Here is a 20,972-nt window from a genome sequence, read left to right as displayed (position 1 = left end):
TGTGGGAAAGCAAATTCCCGCAATGCGACTTAATAATGGAGCGTGCGCCCCAATCGCCAAGAGATCCTAATCGCCATAATCAACGAAAACCTCCTTTTTTCACAAGGCTATCCCGTTGGCAGTTTTCGTATGTTATTATTTGACGCAACCTCGCTGTTAACCGGAAGATAGCCACGCAACGGAGCCGAGCCCCCTTGAACGTTCTTTTTGCCAGCAGCGAGGTCTATCCATTCGCCAAGACCGGGGGACTGGCGGATGTAGGCGGTGCTTTGCCGATCGCATTGCAACACTTGGTTGACAATGTCACCGTGATCTTGCCGGCATTTCGCCATATCTATAAGTCCGGACTACCGATTGAAGAACTGCCGATTTACTTCGACGTCCCTGTCGGGGGTCAAATCGCCTCAGGGCAACTCCTGAAGTCCCATTTGCCTAATTCAGATGTTCCGATCTACTTTGTCAAGAACGACGAGTATTTCGATCGGCCTGAGTTGTATCGCGAAGCCGGAACCGACTACCAAGACAACAGCGAACGTTTCGTCTTCTTCTGCCGCAGCGTACTGGAAGCGATTCGACTGCTCGATCTGAAGATCGACCTGCTGCACTGCAACGACTGGCAAACCGGCCTCATCCCGGCCTACTTGAATATCGAGTACCGGGCCACGCACGGGTACGAAGAAATCGCCAGCGTGCTGACCATTCACAACATGGCCTACCAGGGTAATTTCTGGCACTGGGACATGCTGTTGACCGGGCTCGACTGGAAGTACTTCAACATGCATCAGATGGAGTTCTACGGCCATCTGAACTTCCTGAAGACAGGCATCGTCTTCGCCGACGCGATCACCACGGTCAGCCCACGTTACGCCGAAGAAATCCAATCGCAGCCGATGGGTTGTGGTTTGGAAGGCGCCCTTCGCGAACGCCGTTCGGTGCTCGAGGGGATCGTCAACGGGGTCGACTACTCCCGCTGGAATCCTGCCACCGACAACGACATTGCCTCGAAGTACGACCTGGACAATTGGCAGACGAACAAGCCTCTGTGCAAAGAAGCACTGCAGAAGGAATTCCATCTGCCGATTAATCCCAAGGTGCCGGTCATCGGCATGGTGGGACGCATGGCCGATCAAAAAGGCTTTGACCTGGTCGCCAAGGTGATTCGCGATCGCGCCAAAACGTGCGATTGCCAATGGGTCATTCTAGGAACCGGCGAACCGCATCACGAGGCGATGCTGAAAGAGTTGAGTGCTCTGTACCCGAACAAAATCGGCGTGAAAGTCGAATTCTGCGAAGGGAAAGCGCGTCGCGTGGAAGCGGGCGCCGACATGTTCCTGATGCCCAGCTTGTACGAACCATGCGGGCTCAATCAGCTTTATAGCCTGAAATACGGCACCGTACCGGTGGTCCGGGAAACAGGCGGTCTGGCCGACACGATTACCAGCATGTCGCCTGCGACGCTCGAAACAGGCACGGCCAACGGCTTCAGTTTCCGGGAGTACACCGCCGAGGCGTTGCAGGATATCCTGGAAATCGCCATCACCACGTACCAAGAACAACCTGATACTTGGAAGCAGATTGTCGAGACCGGCATGGCACAAGACTGGTCTTGGGATCGCAGTGCTCAACAGTACCTTGAACTCTATCAGAAAACGCTCGAAGCACGTCGCAGTAGCTAACGTTGGCCACCGCCGACAAGGATGTCGCCGTGAGTCCTAGTTCTGGAAATGAACTCCGCCGAGACCCACTGCTTGGGTTTCAAGTCATTGTTGCTGAAGGACGTGAGAACCGTCCCCAACAGTGGAAGTCGACCATTCCGGCCCCTTCGGCCATGCGTTGTCCTTTCTGTGGCGGTCACGAAGATGCCACGCCGCACGAACGACTCGTCCTGCCGCCGAATCTAAACCGCAAGAACGATCAAGAGCCGTGGGAAGTCCGGGTTCTACCGAACATCTATCCATCGCTATCCCCCCACTTCCCTGACAGCATCCCCCAAGGAGCCAGCCCTTTCTTCGAGTCGGTCGCGGCCAGCGGGGTTCAGGAAGTGATCGTCGAGTCCCCGCAGCATGTTCGCTCGTTTGCCCAACTTCCAGAGCAGAACGCGATCTTGACCTTTCAAGCCTATCAGATGCGGCTCCATGCGATCCGTGAGGAAGGTCGTTGCCGCTACGTTCAGCTATTTAAAAACAACGGCCCGGCAGCCGGTGCCTCGCTCGAGCACTCGCACAGTCAGTTGATGGCGACCCGCTACATTCCGCCGATCATCGAGCAGGAACTGGCCGCCTGTAAGGCCTATTTCCGAAAGACGAAGCAGCCATTTTTCAGCGACCTGATCGAGAGTGAACTGGCGGAGGGAACACGCGTGATTCATGCCGACGACAACCTGGTTGCGTTCTGTCCGTATGCGTCGCGCATGCCGTTTGAAGTCACCATTTTACCGCGCGTCAGCCAGGCCGATTTCGGACTGGCAAACTCAACGCTATTAGAGCAGCTTGCCTTGTTGTTACGCTCGATCCTGGCGCGAGTGGAAAAGGCATTAAATTTCCCGGCATATAACTACCTGATTCACACGTTGCCGTTTGACACATTCTCGACAGATCACTATCACTGGCATGTAGAGGTTTTGCCGCGCGTGACGGTCAGAGCAGGTTTCGAGTGGGGGACGGGTCTTTACGTGAACCCACTCTCGCCTGAAAGGGCCGCTCGAATCCTCCGAGAGTTGCTGTGACCGATAAGGTCCGTACAACCTGAAAGGTCACCGTAGACCTTCCAGTAAACTCGATTGGAAAAGCTAGCTAAAGGGTGCCGGTTCGGCCGATTCGTCCTGTATCCATCCAGGCGAAATCCGCCGCAGAACCTCCCCAACTCCCAGGAACTCCCCCGAGAACAACATGAGCAACACGATCCGTCTTTGCTTGGTCCTGCACAATCATCAACCCATCGGCAACTTCGATGGGGTCTTCGAGCAGGCCTATCAGGACAGCTACCTCCCCTTCCTGGACGTGTTTGATTGCTACCCCGATATCAAAATCGGCCTGCACACCAGCGGCCCGCTGATAGAATGGCTCGACGAGCATCACCCTGAATACCTCGATCGCCTGGCTGCCCACGTCAAGAATGGCCGGATCGAAATCATCGGGGGCGTCTTCTACGAAGCGATCCTGCCGATGATCCCGCCGCGCGATCGCGTTGGCCAGATCGAAACGTACACCAAGTGGCTGACCGACCGACTGGGCGCCAAGATCCAAGGCATGTGGATGCCGGAACGCGTCTGGGAACAGCCGCTGACCGCCGACATCGCCGACGCTGGCATCCAGTACACCATTTTGGATGACTTCCACTTCAAGAACGCCGGCATCCCTCAGGAAGAGCTCTACGGCTACTACGTGACCGAAGAGTGCGGCAAGCTGCTCAGCGTCTTCCCTGGCAGCGAACGTCTTCGTTATCTCCTGCCGTTCGCACCTGCCCAAGACACCATCGATTACATGCGCGGCATCGCCGATCAATACCCAGGCTCGGTTCTGGTCTTCGGCGACGACGGCGAAAAATTCGGCACGTGGCCTGACACCAAAGCGCACGTCTACGATCGCGGCTGGTTGGCTCAGTTTTTTGAACTGCTGACCGCCAACAAGGATTGGCTGCTGACCACCACGCTCGCCGAAGCTTCCGAAGCCCTGCTTCCCGTCGGGAAGACCTACATCCCCGAAGGCAGTTATCGCGAGATGACCGAATGGGCGATGCCGGCTCAGCAACAGGTCGAGTTCGAGGACATGGTTCACGAACTGGAACACCAGGAACATTGGCCGCAAATCAAAAAGTACATCCGTGGCGGGTACTGGCGGAACTTCAAAGTTCGCTATCCCGAAACGGACGAGATGTACTGCCGCGCTTTGGGCATCAGCAACCGGCTGCATGCGGCCGAGCAGAACGGCGGCGACGCCAAGCTGTTGGCTCAAGCCAAGAAGGAACTGTACCGCGGCCAATGCAATTGCAGCTACTGGCACGGTGCGTTCGGCGGAACCTACCTGCCGCATCTTCGTAATGCCGTTTACAAGCATTTGATTGCGGCCGACAATCTGCTGGATAAGGCCGAGCACAAAGAATCCAGCTTCCTCGAAGCCGAAGTCGCCGACTTCAATCTCGATGGCCGTAAGGAAGTTCGCCTGGAAGACGACAAGCTCGTCGCCCTGATGGCCCCGGCCTCAGGCGGTACGATCTACGAACTCGACGTGCGTTCGATCTGCCACAACCTGCTGGCCACCTTGTCGCGTCGGCCGGAAGCTTACCATCGCAAAGTGCTCGCTGGTCCTTCGACATCAGGCGGCGAAGTCGCCTCGATCCACGATCGCGTGGTCTTCAAGCAGGAAGGCCTCGACAAGATGCTGCAGTACGACAACTATCAGCGAAAGGCGCTGGTCGATCACTTCTTCGACAACAACGCTTCGCTGGAACAAGTCGCCCTGAACAACGCCATGGAACGTGGCGACTTCGTCGGTTCCCCCTTCGAAGCCAAAGTGCGCCGCAACCCGGACCGCATCCAAGTTCAGATGTCGCGGATGGGCAACGCCTGGGGGATTCCGTTGAAGATCACCAAAGGGGTCACCATGAATGCCGGCAGCAGCAGCCTCGAGATTGCCTACCTGCTGGAAGGGCTGCCGCAAGATCAAGTCCTGCACTTCGCCGTGGAAATGAACCTGGCTGGTCTCCCATCGGGTGCCGATGATCGTTACTTCCACCAGGCCGACGGCAACAAGCTGGGGCATCTTGGATCGCAACTCGACCTGCACGAGATTCAAGACCTCGGCGTGAAGGACGAGTGGCTGGGCATCGATTGCCGCTGGAGCGCCGATCGTCCGACAAGCCTATGGACGTTCCCCATCTCGACCGTCAGCCAATCGGAAGGGGGCTTCGAAATGGTTCATCAGAGCGTGTGCATGATGCCTCACTGGTGGGTCCAAGGGGATGCCGATGGCCGCTGGAGCGTGGTCATGCAGTTAGACATCGACACCTCGCTGGCGGAAAGCCGCATGCCGAAGGAAGTTCGTGAAAGCGTCAACGCGGGATAAGCAACTAGCCCGTTCTATGTAACCCCTCGCACGCTCGCGGCGGATCAAACATCAAGGCTCTCCATTGAATCCGATGGGGAGCCTTTTCTTTTGCGCGAATTTGACGCAATTTCGTACAAAAACTTCTCTGCGCAAAACTATTCATCTCCAACTCGCGTATCATGGTTGATCCAATGCGTATACTTTTGCGCAAAGGAAATTCCGCCACGAATCTTAGAAAACACAGGGAGAGTTGGTAATGAAATTTGCCTGGAAATTGACACTTTCTGCAGTGCTGGCAAGCGGACAGATTGCCGTAGGAACCGCTCTATTTGCGAACGAAGCCGACACCAAGGCAGCGGTTCCCGCGAAGGTTCTCACCGTAGGTGAAGATGCGAAAGAAGAAGCAGCAGCTTCCCCCGATACCTTCGAAGCCAAGTTTAAGGCCGCCATGGATGTTGCCCGCTCCGGCGGGGAAGACAAACTGCCGATGCCTGAGCGATACGAGAAAGCAATCGAGCTGCTCGACCAGGCCTGGGAAATGGATCGTACCGCGGACGAAACCAAGCAAGCCATTCGCATGAAGTTCTCGTTGCTGATGGCAGTCGGCCGAAACAGCGAACAGCCCGGCGAGAAAGCCAACGCCTTCCTCAACGAACTGATTCAAGACAACGATCCTGAGATCTCCCTGCTGGCAGAAAGCATGCTGCTGTCGCTGGAACTAAGCCGACTGAGCAAACTCCCGAAAGAAGAACAGGCCTCCAAGTTGGATGAGTTGAAAGCCGAATTCACCGAATCGGAACCGACCGTTCGAACCGCGACGTTGGCCACCAACATCGCCACGACCATTTCGCGTCTTCTCGAAGAAGAGCCGGCCAGGGAGGAAATCTCGGAACTGGCCATGCACTTTAGCTCGGTTCAAGATGAAGAAGTTCAGCAGGCCGCTTCCCGACTATTTGGGCTCTCGAATCGTTTGAATTTGCTGGGCGAACCGATTGAAATCACCGGCACGCTGCTCGACGGCAATGACGTGAATTTCCCTGCCGCTTTCCAGGGGAAGACGGTTCTGGTCGACTTCTGGGCGACCTGGTGCGGGCCGTGCGTTGCCGAGTTTCCCAACATGAAACGTCTCTACGAGATCTACCATCCGCATGGTTTCGAGATCGTCGGCATCAGCCTGGATAGCGAGAAGGAGGCGGTCGATGAATTCATCCAGACCCGTGAAATCCCATGGTCGATCGTCTGGAACGAGCGCGAAGAAGACGAAAGCGGCTGGATTGATCCGAACGCAGACCGATACGGCATCAGCGGCATCCCCACGATGATCCTCGTCGGCGAAGATGGCAACGTCATCTCCCTCTCGGCTCGCGGACACAACCTGGACAAACTGCTGGCCGAAGCATATCCGGAAGTCGAAGTTCCCGCGAAGGAAGAAAAAACCGAAGCCAAGCCGGAAGCGACCAAGTAATCGCGTTTGGCGACATCGATCCGCATGGATGGATGCCACAATTTGATAATCACGATGGCTGCTTATGGAAATAGGCAGCCATTTTTCGTGACCTAGAATGAAACCTCTAGCGACCAACAGGCACAGGCGAATTGAGAAACTCATGAACGAGGAGTGGCAGATGAAACGCGCGTGGACGTGTTGTGGGATTTCGTTACTTTGGTTGGGACTGGCAGTCCCTGGCATACCTCTGTTTGCCGAGGATGCCTCGGTCGTCGAGTCATCGCCATCGGTTGAGACAGCATTCGAGCCGAAGACCGCCGACGAAGGTTTCCATCAGTTTGAAACCTTCATGCGCGATCCCAACAATCCGCTGCCCATTGCCGAGCGTCTGACGCGAGGGATCGCCATGCTGGATACGCTCTGGGGTATCGACTCGGACGTCGAGTTCAAACGTAAGCTCATCTGGACCCGCTTTTCATTAAGAATGGGTCAGGCACGCACCGGCAACGAGATGAGCATTGAAACGCTGCTGAGCGAGCTGAACGCGTACTCTCAGCACGAGGAGCCTAAGGTCGCTCTGACTGCGAAGGACGCCCGGATGACGCTCGAGCTGATGCTCGTCCGGGAAAAGTCGGATCAAGAGCGACTCACTCTGGTGCAGAACATGCAGGAAGAGATCGAGGCGATGGACGTCTCTCCCGCTTCGGCCAAGCTGGCGATGACCCTTGCCAGAAATCTATCCACCGTGGTCGACGACAAGTCGGCCGCCCGCATCGCGGACGAACTCTCGCTGCACTTCGCTAAGTCGGACGACGCGGAACTGCAGCACGTGTCGGAAGACCTGAAAGGCTTCTCGCGCATGATCAACCTGAACGGCCACCAGATGCGCATCGCCGGAAAAACGCTGGAGGGGAAAGAGCTGGCCTGGGAATCGCTGCGAGGCAAGATCGTGCTGGTCGACTTCTGGGCAACCTGGTGTGGACCGTGCGTCGCTGAGTTCCCGCAACTGAAACAGCTTTACAAGGCCTACCACGAGCATGGGTTTGAAGTCGTGGGCATCAGCCTGGACGACGCCAAGGCAGACGTTCAGCAGTTCGTTACCGATCGCGAGCTACCGTGGATCATCGTCTGCAATGCCGAAGGAGACGACTACAACGGCTTCTCCGACGCCAATGCCCGATACTACGGAATTAACGCGATCCCTCAGATGATCTTCGTCGGCAAAGACGGCATCGTGCAGGCCACCGATGCCCGCGGCGAGAAGCTCGCCTTGCTGCTTGCCCAGGCCTTCCCCGATGTGGAAGCCCCCGAACTGGAAAGCGAAGAGCCTGCGGCCGAGCAAGAGTAACTCCCCCACCCTGTTACGCTGCTCTGCTAGAGGAACAAGAAGCGGGTCCGACTTAGTTACGGACCCGTTTTCTTTTCCAGGTTAGGTAGTTATCAAATTCGGGATGGGCCGTCAAAAGCTCGATCGTGTTGTAGTTGCGACCGAGTTCCTTTTCATCCGGAATGAAATGATGGATCATCTGGTGACACATCTTGCACACATCGATCGTGTGCTGCATTTGCTGCTTGGAGAATCGGCTTTTGAACCATGCCTTGCGATGGCAATGGCGCGGGATGAGATGATGCTCGTTAAAAGCTTCATCTCCGCACAGTTCGCAGCGAGCCATCGTGGTCGTCCTTCGGTTGAAATGGGCTATTACAATCCCCGATAGACACCGATGCCCATTGTGGGTTCGCTACGAAAGCAGCTGATGCACGACGTTTCCGTGAACGTCGGTCAGGCGGTAGTCACGTCCGGCGTATCGGTACGTGAGCTTCTTATGGTCGAAGCCTAACGCGTGCAGCATGGTGGCATGCAGATCATGCACATGAACCGGGTTTTCGGCGGCCTTGAAACCGGTTTCGTCGGTCGAACCGTAAACCTGTCCGCCCTTGATCCCACCGCCGGCCAACCAACAGGTAAAACCGTAGTGGTTGTGGTCGCGGCCGTTCACTTTGCCCTGGTTGGAACCTGGCTTTGGCAGTTCGACGGTCGGCGTCCGGCCAAACTCGCCACCCCAGAGAATCAAGGTCTCTTCAAACAGCCCCAGGCGTTTCAGGTCGGCAATCAATGCACCGATCGCCTTGTCGCATTGGCCAGCCAAGCGCCGATGCGACTTTTCAAGATCGTCGTGGCTATCCCACGGCTGGCCTTGGTCGTGGAAGACCTGCACGAAGCGAACACCTCTCTCGACCAATCGCCGGGCTATCAGAATCTGTCGAGCCTGGATACCGTCGCCATAAGCTTCCAGCACGTTCTTCGGTTCGCGTGAAACGTCGAAGGCATCGGTCGCTTCCATTTGCATGCGGTAGGCCAGTTCGAACGACTGCACGCGCGACTCGAGTGCCGGATCGAAGCCGCGCTGCTCGCGGTGGGCCTGGTTCATCTTTTGCAGCAAGTCGATCTGACTGCGTTGTTCTTCCAGCGACAGCTTCGAGTTCTTGACGTTCTCGATCAGCTTTTCGACTTCCGTGTGCCGCGTATCGACGTACGTTCCCTGGTAAACGCCCGGCAGGAAGGCCGACTGCCAGTTCTGCGTTTGCTTGGTCGGATAGCCGTGAGGGCACATCACGATGTAGCCCGGCAGGTTCTGATTATCGGTCCCCATGCCGTAGGTCAGCCAACTACCAAACGCAGGGCGAACGGCAACCGAAGCACCGCAGTTCATCAGCCCCAACGATGGCTCATGGTTGGGCACCTCGGCCTGCATCGAACGAATCACGGCGATGTCATCGATATGCTGGGCCGTATGATGGAACAACTCGCTGACCTCAATGCCGCTTTCGCCGTACTTTTGAAACTTGAACGGCGATGCCATGGCGGCACCGGTCTTGCGTTCGGTACGGAGGTTCTCGCCCCCAGGCAGCGGCTTGCCGTCGTACTTGGTCAGCAGCGGCTTGGGATCGAACGTATCGACATGTGAAGGACCACCGGTCATGAACAAGTGAATCACATGCTTCGCCTTGGCCGGAAAGTGGGGCTCTTTCGGCGCCAGGGGATTCTGATACGACATGGCCTGGGCTGCCGACTGGGCATCGGCGGCCAGCAGTTTCTCGTCTCCCAGCAGACCGGCCAGGCCCAACATACCAAGGCCTGTTCCCATGCGCGAAAGCATGTCACGACGGTTCATGCAAGCTTCAGGGCGATGTGGGTATTGGCTATTCATAATCTTGTTCCGGTTCGTATTTCGTGAGGGGGTCCGCAGGCAGGCAATCGGTCAGTCCACGAACATGAAATCGTTCGAGACCATCACTACCTGGGCGACGCTGTCCCACTTGTTCCACTTCTCTTCATCATTGGATGCTTCGACGTACTTTAAAAACATCTCCGACTCTTCGCTGGTTGGCGACCGCTGCAGCACGGTCTGAAAGAGCCTCTCAAGACGTTGCTCGTCCGTAAGGGATGCGTCATCCTTCCACTTCTGAGTCACCCACTGCGCCTGTCGCTGCACGAAGGGGCTATTCAACAGGTACAACGCCTGCTGAGGGACACTCGTCTTCGAGCGTTCCGGGCTCATCGCATCGGGGCTGGGGTAATCAAATGCCCGATACAGGTTCGGCAAGTCTTGTCGATCGACAAACCCGTAAACCGTACGCCGCGGCGGGTTGGGAACTTCCAGGATCTTCACCGCTCGGCCACCAAGGGAATCATCGAGCGCGCCGCTCACTTTCAGCATGCCGTCACGCATTTCCTCGAAGCTCAACCGGCGTCGATTCATCCGCCAGAAGAGACGGTTCTCGGGGTCTTTCTCGCGAGCCTCCGGGCGATCCTTGCTCGACTGCTGATAGGTCGACGAAAGCATGATGTACTTGTGCAGCTTCTTGAGCGACCAATCGTTGGTTCGCAGATAGGTCGACAGGTGATCCAGCAACAGCGGAAGCGCTGGCGGATCACTGCGAATACCAAAGTCACCCGGTGTGAGCACCAGCGGCTGATCGAAGTGCCCCATCCAGACGCGATTGACCATCACCCGCGCCGTCAGCGGGTTATCGTCGGCGACGATGTCTTCGGCCAGTTCCAGGCGACCGCTTCCGTTGTTGTAGGCGGCATCCGACTCGTCGTTCAAGACACGAATGAACTGACGCGGCACGCGATCGCCACGTCGGCCTGGGTCACCTCGTAGGAAGATCACCGGATCGTGAATGTTCTCGCGATCGACCACGGCCATGGCCCGCGGAGGGGAGCCTGCCGAATCGATCTCGTGCCCGCGAATCTTACCTTCGAGCTTCTTCTGATGGTTGCGATCGCTGGTGAAGTACGAGCGACGCACGTCGTTCTCGTTGAGCACGACCGGCGAATTACGCCCCAGCAGCGACTTGGCAATTTGACGCGGGGCTCCTTCAAACTTGTCGCTCGCTTCCCGATTGAACTCGGCATCGCGGTAGGCCTGACCGATCGGCTTGAGTAGTTCGTCGTACACGTCGACCAGGGCTGGCAGCGACTTCGGCTGGGCCGCTTTCAGGGCATCGCGTACCGCGGGATTCAACGGGCTCTGCTCAGCCGTCCACTCTGTGAGAAGCGTTTCGGCCTGCGATGCGTAAGCATCATCACCAAGCTCGCGGGCCTTGAATAGCGGCGCCCAGATGGGATGATCGGCCTTCCACTCGCGATCGGCAAACAGCTTCCACTTCGAGACCAGGTGCGGGCGAATGTTCTTGCTGTCGAGTTCATTCTGCTCGAACTTGGCGATCTCGACGTCTTGTTTCTTCGAAACCGCTCGAACGATGAAATCGAAGAAATTGGTCGACGCTTCCATTTGAATCGCGCGATCGACCTTGGCGATATGTTGATTCAGTTCTCCCTGCAGTTCGTCCAGCTTCTTCTTGAACTCGGGGTACTTCGGATCGGCATCGATGGGTCCGACTAGTGGCGTGGTTTCATTCAACTGATCGAAAACGCCGTATAGCCCGTAATAGTCGGCCATGTTGATGGCGTCGTACTTGTGGTCGTGACAACGGGCACACGTGACCGTCAAACCGAGCACACCCCGCGTGACGACGTCGATACGATCGTCGATGGTGTCTTGATGCTTGAGGAACTGGCGGCCAATCCGAATCAAGCCGAGCCCCGCCAGGCGCCGGTCTCCTTCTTCCGCGAAGTAATCGGCCGCGATCTGTTCCTTGAGGAACTCGTCGTACGGCGTATCGAGATTGAACGAGTCGATCACGTAGTCGCGGTACGCATGGGCATAGGGGAAACGGCGATCCTGGCCGTCGTTCAAGTAGCCGCGAGTATCAGAGTACCGGGCCACGTCCAGCCAGATGCGGCCCCACTTCACCCCATATTGGTTGGAAGCCAACAGGCGATCGATCACCTTCTCGAAGGCATTGGGATCTTGATCGTTGACAAACGCTGCGACTTCTTCCGCGGTTGGCGGCAAGCCGGTCAGGTCGAACGTTGCCCGGCGGATCAGCGTGCGACGCTCGGCCTTCTCGCTGGGCGTGATACCTTTCTCGCTGAGTCGGCTTTGCACGAAGTGATCGATGTCGTTCGTGGCCCAGTTCCCTTCCACCTTCGGTGCTGGCGGATTTTTAATGGGTTGATAAGCCCAATGATGCTGCTTGTCGTCGACCAATCGCTGATCGAACGACGCCGGTTGCAGCGGTTCGGACTCTTCCGGCCACGGCAGCCCCAGCTTTACCCACTTCTCGATCGCCGCGATCTCTTCGGCCGGCATTTGACCGCTGGGGGGCATCTCGAACGTTTCGTAACGAATCGCCTGGATCAGTTCGCTTTCATCCGGCTTGCCGACGACGACCGCGGCCCCGGAATCTCCCCCTTTGACGATTGCCGCGCGAGCATCCAGACGAAGGCCACTTTCCTGTTTTTCAGGACCGTGACACTCGACACATCGTTTCATCAAGACAGGTCGAACCGACTTCTCGAAGAACTCGATATGCTCGGGAGAGAATTTACTGTCAGCCGATGCCTGGGACGTGAAGGTGATCGTCACGAGCAGGGCGAGCGGCAATGCGAGGGTCCGCATAGAACTGAGCCACGGAGGTTTAGGTGGGGATGTATGAATGGGTGGGAACATGGAAAACCATGCCCCCCTATTCTACCGCACCGCGTGGCATCGGTCCAAGTCTATTTGCGTCCGCGAAGTGGCAAATTGCCCCTCGCGAGCGGGAAAAGGTCGGCTTACGAGCCCTCTGCGGCCTGGGCCCGGGCTTCCTCTTCCAGTTCGGCCTCGATCGGCTTGCGCCCTTTCATACGAACCCGCATATTGAGGAACTCGACGATCAGGGCAAAGGTCATCGCGAAGTAGATGTATCCCTTGTTGAAGTGGGTGCCTGCCCCTTCGGCAACCAGCATCACGCCAATCAAAATCAGGAAGCTTAAAGCCAGCATCTTCAAGGTCGGATGGCGTTCGACGAATTCCGAAATGGGATTCGCGAAGGCAATCATCACGCCCACCGAGATCAGCACGGCCGTTACCATCAGCCAGATTCCGCTGACCTCCATGCCGGCGATCATCACCTTTTCTTGAACCATGCCCACTGCGGTGATCACCGAGTCCAACGAGAAGATGATATCCAACATCATCACCTGAAAGATCACGCCTGAGAATGTCGCCGCCGCTGGCTTGGCGGCACCCTCGGCATGCGGGTGGTGCTCGAGCTTCTCATGAATTTCGAAGACGCTTTTCCAAATCAGGAACAGTCCGCCCACGAACAAAATCAGGTCTTTCACCGAAACGCCTGCCAGTTCCTCGTGATGCTCAAAGAACTCCAAGTTGCCTAAGATCGAACTCCAATAGAAGAATGGTTCGTCGGCTTTCATCACCCACGAGATCGTGAAGAGAAGCAAGATTCGCATGATCAAAGCGGCCAACAGACCCACGCGGCGGGCATTGGGGCGTTGCTCTTGGGGTAGGCGTGCCGAAACGATCGCGATGAAGACGATATTGTCGATGCCCAGAACGATTTCCATGGCGGCCAGGGCGATGACCGCGATCAGTGCTTCCCACATGGTGTTTCTCTCAGCGTCCCCTGGTGCGGCTCAAAGCAGCCACAAATCTCATTTGATCCCCACGATTTGGTCAGGCGCATCATAACGCACGCAGAAGTCGGTCACCATGCCGCTTTCTCGGCGAAGATACATCCTTCGACCGTTGCATGTCGTGTGCCATCCAACCACAATAAAGCCACCTGCGAAGAATTTCCCACCTAAGGACACCGGCTCATGAGCGCTCACTTGGATCGTCGTCAAATGCTTTCTCTCTCAGGTGCCTCGGCACTTGGCTGCATGGGGCTCGGCCTGACCGCCACGACAACGGCGGAAGCAGCCCAGAAGACCCCATCGGCGATTCGCTACTGCTTCAACACGAGCACCATTCGCGGCCAGAAGCTGACCATCGAGCAGGAAGTCGACGTCGCCGCCAAGGCAGGCTACGACGGCATCGAACCCTGGATCTCGAAGATCCAAGAGTACAAAGACTCTGGCAAGAGCCTGCACGACCTGGGCAAACGCATTGCCGACTCAGGCTTGAAGGTCGAAAGCGCGATCGGCTTTGCCCAGTGGATTGTCGACGACCAGGAGAAACGGGCCGCTGGTCTGGAACACGCCAAACGCGACATGGACCTGCTTGCTCAGATCGGTGGAACACGTATCGCCGCACCCCCGGCCGGTGCCACCAACGGCCCTAAGCTCGACCTGTTGGAAGTCGCCCAGCGGTATCACGCGCTACTGGAAGTGGGGCGGCAGGCAGGCGTGGTCCCGGAACTGGAGCTATGGGGTTTCTCGACGAATCTTAATCGCCTGGGTGAAGTGGCGATGGTGGTGGTCGAAGCCAATCATCCCGATGCGTGCATGATGCCGGACGTCTACCACATCTACAAAGGTGGTTCCGACTTCAGCGGGCTCCAAGCGATCAGCGGCAGCGTCATTCCCGTGTTTCACATGAACGACTACCCGGCCGACCCGCCCCGCGACAAGATCAACGATAGTGCCCGGGTCTTCCCAGGTGATGGTATCGCCCCGCTGAAGACGATGATCCAAACCCTGGCCGGCAACGGGTTCGCCGGCGTCTTCTCGCTGGAACTGTTCAACCCTGAGTACTGGAAGCGCGATGCCTTGGAAGTCGCCAAGGAAGGTCTCGACAAGATGAAGGCCAGCGTCCAAGAAGCACTTGGCTAGAGCGGTTCCAATTCATCTGTAGCGTCCTTGGCTGGCTGCGCGGGACTTCGTTGACCTGCATCGACGAATCTAGAGGATTCGCCTGCTTCGGTCGCCTTGTCCAGCTTGCCTCGCCGATGCCCATGACGCTACAGCTAACTTGGAAACGCTCTAAGGTCGGCTACCGAGCGTCCGGGTAGGTCTTTTCCAGCGAGATGGAATCGGCAATCCAGAAGAATTCGTTCTGCATTTCGCCGTAACCGCGTTCGCGTTTCATGAGCACTTCGACTTCCCAGAGGGGTTTGCCGGATTCTTTGTCGATGATTTGAAACGCGTGTCGTCCGTAGTTGACCCCTTCGTACAGACTGGACGACACGTCGTGGTCGAATTTGGCCTCGAGCGGTCCCCCTTCCCACTCACGAATCACCTTCACGGCGTCGTGCGTTTCGAAGGACAGGAGATCTTCCTTCGTGATGTCGTCCTTCTCGTAATAGCCTTCCAGCGACGTCGTTGCCGACTGGCGTGCATTGGGGCGAAGCGTCAGTTGATGGGCTTCCATCGTCTTCTTTTCCAATAGCAATTCGAGCCAGCTCTTGGCCAGCTCGCGCGAGTGCGTCATCATCACGCGATCGCGCACGCCACCCTGGGTAACGCCGATACCCAGCCAGATGGCAGCCAGGCCCATACCGATCAGGGCCATCCCTTTGCCAGTCAGCACTTCCGATCTATCGATTTTGTAATAGGCCACCAGCGAGAGAATGATAGCCAGCACCGGTACGATCCACAGAACCGAGGTAAAAATGGCGAGCACCGAAAGCACACCCAGCACCATCCCCCCAATGGCGAGCCGGCTGAGTTCTTTGTATTCAAGCAGGTCTTCGTTTTCGGCGGAAAATCCAGCACCCGAAGCGTGGTTAGCAGTATCAGTCATTGGTGACGAGAATTGAATTCGAAGGAGCGATGGACGATAGGAAGATTATTCGCGATCTGCTTCGGCTTGGGCACGCTTCAGACGACTTGTGGCAAATTCAACCATGTTGAACGGCTTGCCAGGCATCCCCAGATTCGACGGAACCTGAAAGACGAGATATCCATACGTGCTGCCAGCAAGCGACGGGACGCTCGGGCCATTCATCATGTTGACGAAGTTCGGATCTCCCACCGGCGAAGCGAACAGGGTAAAGCTGATCCAGCAGTACATGACGACCGTAATCAACCCGCAGCCAACCCAGTCGAAGATGGGATCGACCTTCTTGCCGAATCGCACCGGAAATTTCGATAGCCAGTTGACGTACTTCCGCAACGAGCCGTAGAAGCACCAGAACAGAAACCACATGAAAATAAACTCGGTGAACCCGCTCCATTCCGGTGCCTTTTCGTTGATCTTGGCGGCCGAGTCCGGGGCGATATTGACGGCAATCGCGCTGCACAGGATCACCATGTGACAGTTCAGGAAATTCGTCCAGAAGCACTGATTCCAGAAGACCGCGAAGAGCGCCAACAACAGGACGACGGTAAAGACAAAAAAGTACAACACAGTCAAAAGCCCTGGATACGAGTAATAACAACGATTGCAAACAGACAACGAAGAAGCGGAAACACGAAACTACGAGGCTACTCTTTAAGGACGCGACTGATTTCTTCCAACGAAGTCACCCCCGTGGCCACCAGTCGAATCGCTTCCTCTTGAAGCGTCTTGTTGCCTGCCTGCTTGGAAGCGGCTCGAATGGCTTCCAGCTTAGGCGTTTTCACAATAGCGCGGCGGATGCCATCGTCGACTTTCATCAACTCGAAGATCCCCACGCGGCCATAGTAACCAATGCCGCCGCAATGCTCGCACGGCGGCTTCTTCGGGTCGTCCGGGCCAGGAGGCGTGGGTGTCTTGTAGAGCTTGTCTACCTTATCCGGCGGGATGCCCAATCGCTTGAGAAGTGCCGCGCTGGGCTGGAACTCTTCACGACAGCCTTTGCACAGTCGTCGGCACAGACGCGTATACAGGACGCCGTTCAACGCACTGGCGTACTCGTCTGCCGGAACCTTCAGTGAAAGGAGGCGCAAGACCGCTTCCGCGCAGTCCTCTTTCGCGTTCACCGTCGTGAAACACATCCGGGTTCCGTTGGCCTGGTCGAGCAAAACATTGAAAACTTCCGGGGTGTCGATTCGACGGACGAACAGGGCATCAGGCTGGTTACGAATCACCGAGGTCAAAACCTCTTCCGGCTTTTGGCCGGCTGCGGGATCGTAATACTTGAGCGCGATGTTCATCACCTCAGGCTCGCGGCTATCCTTCAATTCAATCCCCGCGAAGTCACGCATCAGGCGATCGGTCGACGACAACCCCGTGTGCCACAGGGTCGTGAAGCCGCCTTCGGGACGGGCCGTGAATACGAACAGGCCGTTGGGAGCCCCCATCAATCCCTTGACTTCCTGAATCATGCCTTCACGCATTCCCAGGTCTTCAAACGTCTCAAGCTTCGCGGTGGGCGCAGGCACGGCGAGAAGCACTCGTTCGCCAGTCTGCGTGCCTTGCGAATTCATCGAGCAGATCACCTTCTTCTTAACGTCGTACTTGATCTCGAACTCGCCTGATTGACGGGCGCGGCGTTCGTTGGGATTCAAGTTACACACCAGCTTCAAGACGGCCAGCATCTGGTCGCTCGATTCTCGATCGCGGTTTTCGCCGGCGAGCCAGACGCCGTCGATCAAGTAACGCATCGCGACCGTTTCCTTGGTGTAATCCATCATCACCTTGGATGCCCGCCGAGCGATCATCTCGTAGATCAGTTCCTTCACCCAGACATAGGCATCCGGCATCTTCCGAGCCGTATACAGGTTCTCGGTGTTCTTACTCGCGTCGGCACCCATGGCCGTGATCTGGATCTCCGGTCCGCGGTCCCAGGCTTCCTTCAACTCTCGTTTAACCTTACCCCCAGACCACGAACCGATCACGTAGCGAATGTGATCTTTCGTCATCACGCGTTCGTGAGGATCCAACAGCGCGTTGCGGGTCTTGATGTACATGCCCAGCGGCACGGCCCAGGCCAGGATGGCCAGCAAATATCCCAGGAAAAAGGGAATCGCCGCACATAAGAGCCAAAACGTGAGACCGAATACAAAGACGTTCGGAACAACCCAGGTCGCCGGCGATAGTTTCCGTTCCGGACAGTCCTGGCCGATCCAGTCGGTGGTGTAAACCCACGCGCAAAATAGGAAGATGACCAGCAACAGCAGGAATGGGTTGACGAAAAACCCCTTGCCTTCCGAGTCATCCGACGCGGCTGGCGTGTTCGCCGGGGCGGCTGCCGGGGCCGACTGGGCCGCTCCGCCATCTTGAGCCAGCAACGTCGACTCGAATCCGGAAGATGCCGTAACCAGCCCGACAGATAAAAGGACCAAAATCAAAAGAGCGATTCTTCGCATTAAACCATCCCAGGTTGTGCCACATTGATGCCTTTGAGTGCCATCTTCAACGCTTCGACGTTTGGTGCCACGGCGAAAGCGGTTTCGCGATCGATCAGTTCTTTATCGATCAACGACTTGAGGCTCATCGTGAAGTCTTGCATACCGTCGTCTTTACCGATACGGATCGCATCGGGCAGCTTGCTGTCCTTCCCTTCCAGAATCAGTTTCTGGACGGTTGGATTCATCGTCATGATCTCGACCGTCGGCACACGGCCCACGCCCGGCTTGATCGACTTGAGAAGTTTCTGGGCGACGATCCCCTTCATATTGAACGCGATGGCACTGCGAATCGAGCCATGCATTTCTTCGGGGAACAAGTCGAGAATACGGCCAATCGTACTGGAAGCACTCGAAGCGTGGATCGTTCCGAACACCAAGTGCCCCGTTTCCGCCGCGTGAATGGCCGTGAGGAACGTTTCTTGATCACGCATTTCACCAATCAGGATGATGTCGGGGTCTTCACGCACGGCGTGCCCCATCGCGATCTCGAAGTTCTTCACGTCCTGCCCGATCTCGCGCTGATTGATCAGGCACTTATCTTCGGTGTAGACGAATTCGATCGGGTCTTCCAGCGTCAGAATGTGCTTCGAGTAGTGCCGGTTGATCCAGTTGAGCATCGACGCGATCGTCGTACTTTTACCGGAACCCGTCACCCCGGCCAGCAGCACCATCCCTTGGTCGAACTTACACAGCTCTTCCATCACCGGAGGAATGTTCAACCCTTCGAAGTTCGGAATCCAGTTGTTAATACGACGAGCCACCAGCCCGACGTTACCCAATTGGGTGAACATGTTCACACGGAAACGCCACTTCTCGCCATCGACGTCCACCACGTGGGCAAAGTCGGCACCGCCGTTTTCTTTAAAGATACGCTCGTTTCGCGCGTCCATGAGCGGCCAGAGTAGCCGCAACATTTCTTCGGCGTCGATCGGTCCTCGATTAAGGTTCTTGAGCGTACCGTTCACTCGCACAATCGGCGGGCGGCCCACTTTCATATGCAAGTCGGAACCTTCCAGCTTCACCAGCGCGCGGAAGATTTTGTCGACTTCGTACTCTTTATCCTGCGAGAGAAACTTCTCGGCTATCGCTGCGTCGATTTCTGCCATGACTCTTCTACCTCAGTTCCTGAACGTTCGAGGACAAGCCCCTCATTTTGATTCGCGACGGCCGTGAAATCAAAGCCGGACGCAAATTCCGCGGTCGCGCATCAATTCTTTCGTTTCATGAATTGTAAACTGGCCGAAGTGAAAAATGCTCGCCGCCAGGGCGGCATCCGCTTTCCCTTCCAATATGGCGTCGGCCAGGTGCTCGGGATGCCCTGCCCCACCGCTGGCCACCACGGGGATGGTTACCGCCTCGCTGACGGCCCGGGTAACTTCCAGGTCGTAGCCATCTTTGGTTCCGTCGCGATCCATGCTGGTCAGCACGATCTCGCCGGCACCCAGCTCTTCCACCTTCTGCGCCCAGCTGACCGCCTCCAGGCCGGTGGGCTTGCGGCCTCCGTTAATGTGGACCTCCCACACTTCCTGGCCATCTTTCTGCACGCGTTTGGGGTCGATGTTCACCACGATGCACTGGCTGCCAAATCGCTTGGCTGCCTGGCTGACGAACTCGGGATCTTTACAGGCCGCCGAATTGATCGAGACCTTATCCGCCCCGGCATTCAATAGCGAACGAATGTCTTCCATCGTCCGAATGCCACCCCCGACCGTCAGCGGCATGAACACCTCTTCCGCCGTCCGCCGCACGACATCGAGGATGATGTCGCGCTCTTCATGGCTGGCCGTAATGTCCAAAAATACCAACTCGTCGGCCCCTTCGCGCTCGTAGCGCGCAGCGACTTCGACCGGGTCACCGGCGTCGCGCAGCTGAACGAAGTTCGTTCCTTTGACGACACGCCCTTGGTTCACATCCAAACACGGTATGACACGGCTGGCCAACATCGATGCTAACCGCAGCTTTCAGAAAGGGTTGCATAAACTTAACCGAACCCAGAAAAGGGCCCGTAGAAAGGCAAATCTACTGTAAGCGGGACGGGAGTCAGGGTCAACTAACCCCACCTGGGTGTGGAGGGGACAGGGAGCGATCAATTTCCGCGCATCCCATGGCAATGAAAACAGTGTCCAAAGCGGTCGGCGCTCTTAACCCCAAGGACCGGAGGCCCGGTCGAATATAGCCAGGCGGCGTAAGCCCCTGATTATCCGCATCTAAAAAGAGTGAAAGCACTGGCAGGGCGACCGAAACATGCCATCATTCCTTCACCCGTCCCTGAACCGCCCGACCCTTTTCGATCTCATTCAAGATCCGCTCTTTAAATTGCTTCACCGTAACAGGCTTGCTCTTCGCGATATCTTCATCCCGCATGTTGATCCCCATCTGGGGCACTTTTCCCTCGAATACCGGGTAGACCGAGTTGCCGTCGGTCAATTGATATAATCCCGGCTGGATCAACTTCAGGCAAAGAATGTAGGTCCGACCTTCGGTCAAATCGTGGCTCAGGCCGCGGATCCCACGACTGCCGTCTCCGTGGGCAATCGTCAGCAGATCTTGCTGGTCGTATTCGTCGGCCGCCTCATCCTGGTCATCAAACGCATGCTTCTTCCATACCTCGCGGACCTTCGTTAACGAAAAGCACTTGGGCCCCAAGTATTGACCGAGCGATTGATCGGAGACCTGCTCGTCGTCCTCCGCCAGTAGCGGCATCATGCGAATCACTTCGCATTTCACGATCGTCGTTGACTCGTCGACAAGCCGATCGAACGGCAGCGGGATCGGAAACGACGCCTGGACCGGAGTAAAAAGCAGGCAGCCAAAGATGAACGAAACGAATCGTGCGGGCAACTTCATCGAAACC

At 56.7% G+C, this 20,972-nt stretch carries 16 protein-coding genes; 6 read left to right on the top strand and 10 right to left on the bottom strand.

Annotated elements, in window-relative coordinates; all coding sequences use genetic code 11:
• The first annotated feature begins 194 nt into the window (after nucleotides 1–194).
• The 5 genes from glgA (at nucleotide 195) to Pan97_RS01920 (ending at nucleotide 7,840) form a co-directional block, all read left to right on the top strand.
• The gene (gene glgA, locus Pan97_RS01940) at nucleotides 195–1,676 is read left to right on the top strand and encodes a glycogen synthase GlgA (RefSeq protein WP_144970250.1); all 1,482 of its coding nucleotides are present in this window, start codon (nucleotides 195–197) and stop codon (nucleotides 1,674–1,676) included.
• Between the two features lie 29 nt (nucleotides 1,677–1,705).
• On the top strand, nucleotides 1,706–2,725 hold the full coding sequence (gene galT / locus Pan97_RS01935; RefSeq protein ID WP_165698570.1) for a galactose-1-phosphate uridylyltransferase: 1,020 nt from the start codon (nucleotides 1,706–1,708) through the stop codon (nucleotides 2,723–2,725).
• Nucleotides 2,726–2,888: 163 nt separating this feature from the next.
• Complete coding sequence (locus tag Pan97_RS01930; RefSeq protein ID WP_144970246.1) at nucleotides 2,889–5,063, top strand: alpha-amylase/4-alpha-glucanotransferase domain-containing protein; 2,175 nt, start codon at nucleotides 2,889–2,891, stop codon at nucleotides 5,061–5,063.
• 238 nt (nucleotides 5,064–5,301) lie between these two features.
• Complete coding sequence (locus Pan97_RS01925) at nucleotides 5,302–6,510, top strand: TlpA family protein disulfide reductase (protein WP_144970244.1); 1,209 nt, start codon at nucleotides 5,302–5,304, stop codon at nucleotides 6,508–6,510.
• A gap of 160 nt (nucleotides 6,511–6,670) precedes the next feature.
• A complete protein-coding gene (locus Pan97_RS01920; RefSeq protein WP_165698569.1) occupies nucleotides 6,671–7,840 on the top strand; it encodes a TlpA family protein disulfide reductase in 1,170 nt (389 codons plus the stop codon).
• A 52-nt stretch (nucleotides 7,841–7,892) separates the two neighbouring features.
• Here Pan97_RS01920 and Pan97_RS01915 read toward each other — a convergent pair whose 3' ends face one another.
• The 4 genes from Pan97_RS01915 to Pan97_RS01900 form a co-directional block, all read right to left on the bottom strand.
• Entirely contained in the window at nucleotides 7,893–8,165 is a 273-nt protein-coding gene (locus Pan97_RS01915; protein ID WP_144970240.1) for a hypothetical protein, read from the bottom strand.
• Between the two features lie 69 nt (nucleotides 8,166–8,234).
• Complete coding sequence (locus tag Pan97_RS01910; protein WP_241676354.1) at nucleotides 8,235–9,668, bottom strand: DUF1501 domain-containing protein; 1,434 nt, start codon at nucleotides 9,666–9,668, stop codon at nucleotides 8,235–8,237.
• A gap of 87 nt (nucleotides 9,669–9,755) precedes the next feature.
• Nucleotides 9,756–12,524, bottom strand: a complete 2,769-nt coding sequence (locus Pan97_RS01905) for a PSD1 and planctomycete cytochrome C domain-containing protein (RefSeq protein ID WP_165698568.1) — start codon at nucleotides 12,522–12,524, stop codon at nucleotides 9,756–9,758.
• A 155-nt stretch (nucleotides 12,525–12,679) separates the two neighbouring features.
• Nucleotides 12,680–13,510 carry a TerC family protein gene (locus Pan97_RS01900; protein ID WP_144970236.1) on the bottom strand — a complete coding sequence of 277 codons (831 nt, stop codon included), beginning with the start codon at nucleotides 13,508–13,510 and terminating at the stop codon, nucleotides 12,680–12,682.
• A 213-nt stretch (nucleotides 13,511–13,723) separates the two neighbouring features.
• Between Pan97_RS01900 and Pan97_RS01895 the strand changes: the two genes are divergently transcribed.
• Nucleotides 13,724–14,677: a sugar phosphate isomerase/epimerase family protein gene (locus Pan97_RS01895; RefSeq protein WP_144970234.1), complete on the top strand. Its 954-nt coding sequence runs from the start codon at nucleotides 13,724–13,726 to the stop codon at nucleotides 14,675–14,677.
• Between the two features lie 160 nt (nucleotides 14,678–14,837).
• On the opposite strand, the gene Pan97_RS01890 is transcribed toward Pan97_RS01895, so the two are convergent.
• From Pan97_RS01890 to Pan97_RS01865, 6 genes are all read right to left on the bottom strand, one after another.
• On the bottom strand, nucleotides 14,838–15,587 hold the full coding sequence (locus Pan97_RS01890) for a DUF4190 domain-containing protein (RefSeq protein WP_144970232.1): 750 nt from the start codon (nucleotides 15,585–15,587) through the stop codon (nucleotides 14,838–14,840).
• 45 nt (nucleotides 15,588–15,632) lie between these two features.
• Nucleotides 15,633–16,193 (bottom strand): hypothetical protein, encoded by a 561-nt coding sequence (locus tag Pan97_RS01885; RefSeq protein WP_144970230.1) that lies wholly within the window; start codon nucleotides 16,191–16,193, stop codon nucleotides 15,633–15,635.
• Nucleotides 16,194–16,270: 77 nt separating this feature from the next.
• The gene (locus Pan97_RS01880) at nucleotides 16,271–18,076 is read right to left on the bottom strand and encodes a GspE/PulE family protein (protein ID WP_144970227.1); all 1,806 of its coding nucleotides are present in this window, start codon (nucleotides 18,074–18,076) and stop codon (nucleotides 16,271–16,273) included.
• The gene (locus tag Pan97_RS01875) at nucleotides 18,076–19,224 is read right to left on the bottom strand and encodes a type IV pilus twitching motility protein PilT (RefSeq protein WP_144970225.1); all 1,149 of its coding nucleotides are present in this window, start codon (nucleotides 19,222–19,224) and stop codon (nucleotides 18,076–18,078) included. Before Pan97_RS01875 ends, Pan97_RS01880 begins: the two co-directional genes overlap by 1 nt.
• A gap of 69 nt (nucleotides 19,225–19,293) precedes the next feature.
• Complete coding sequence (gene hisF / locus Pan97_RS01870; RefSeq protein WP_144970223.1) at nucleotides 19,294–20,061, bottom strand: imidazole glycerol phosphate synthase subunit HisF; 768 nt, start codon at nucleotides 20,059–20,061, stop codon at nucleotides 19,294–19,296.
• Between the two features lie 307 nt (nucleotides 20,062–20,368).
• Nucleotides 20,369–20,965: a hypothetical protein gene (locus Pan97_RS01865; RefSeq protein WP_144970221.1), complete on the bottom strand. Its 597-nt coding sequence runs from the start codon at nucleotides 20,963–20,965 to the stop codon at nucleotides 20,369–20,371.
• Nucleotides 20,966–20,972: the final 7 nt, after the last annotated feature.

Source organism: Bremerella volcania, from assembly GCF_007748115.1.
Classification (GTDB): Bacteria; Planctomycetota; Planctomycetia; order Pirellulales; family Pirellulaceae; genus Bremerella; species Bremerella volcania.
This window is presented reverse-complemented; position numbering and strand designations above follow the sequence as displayed.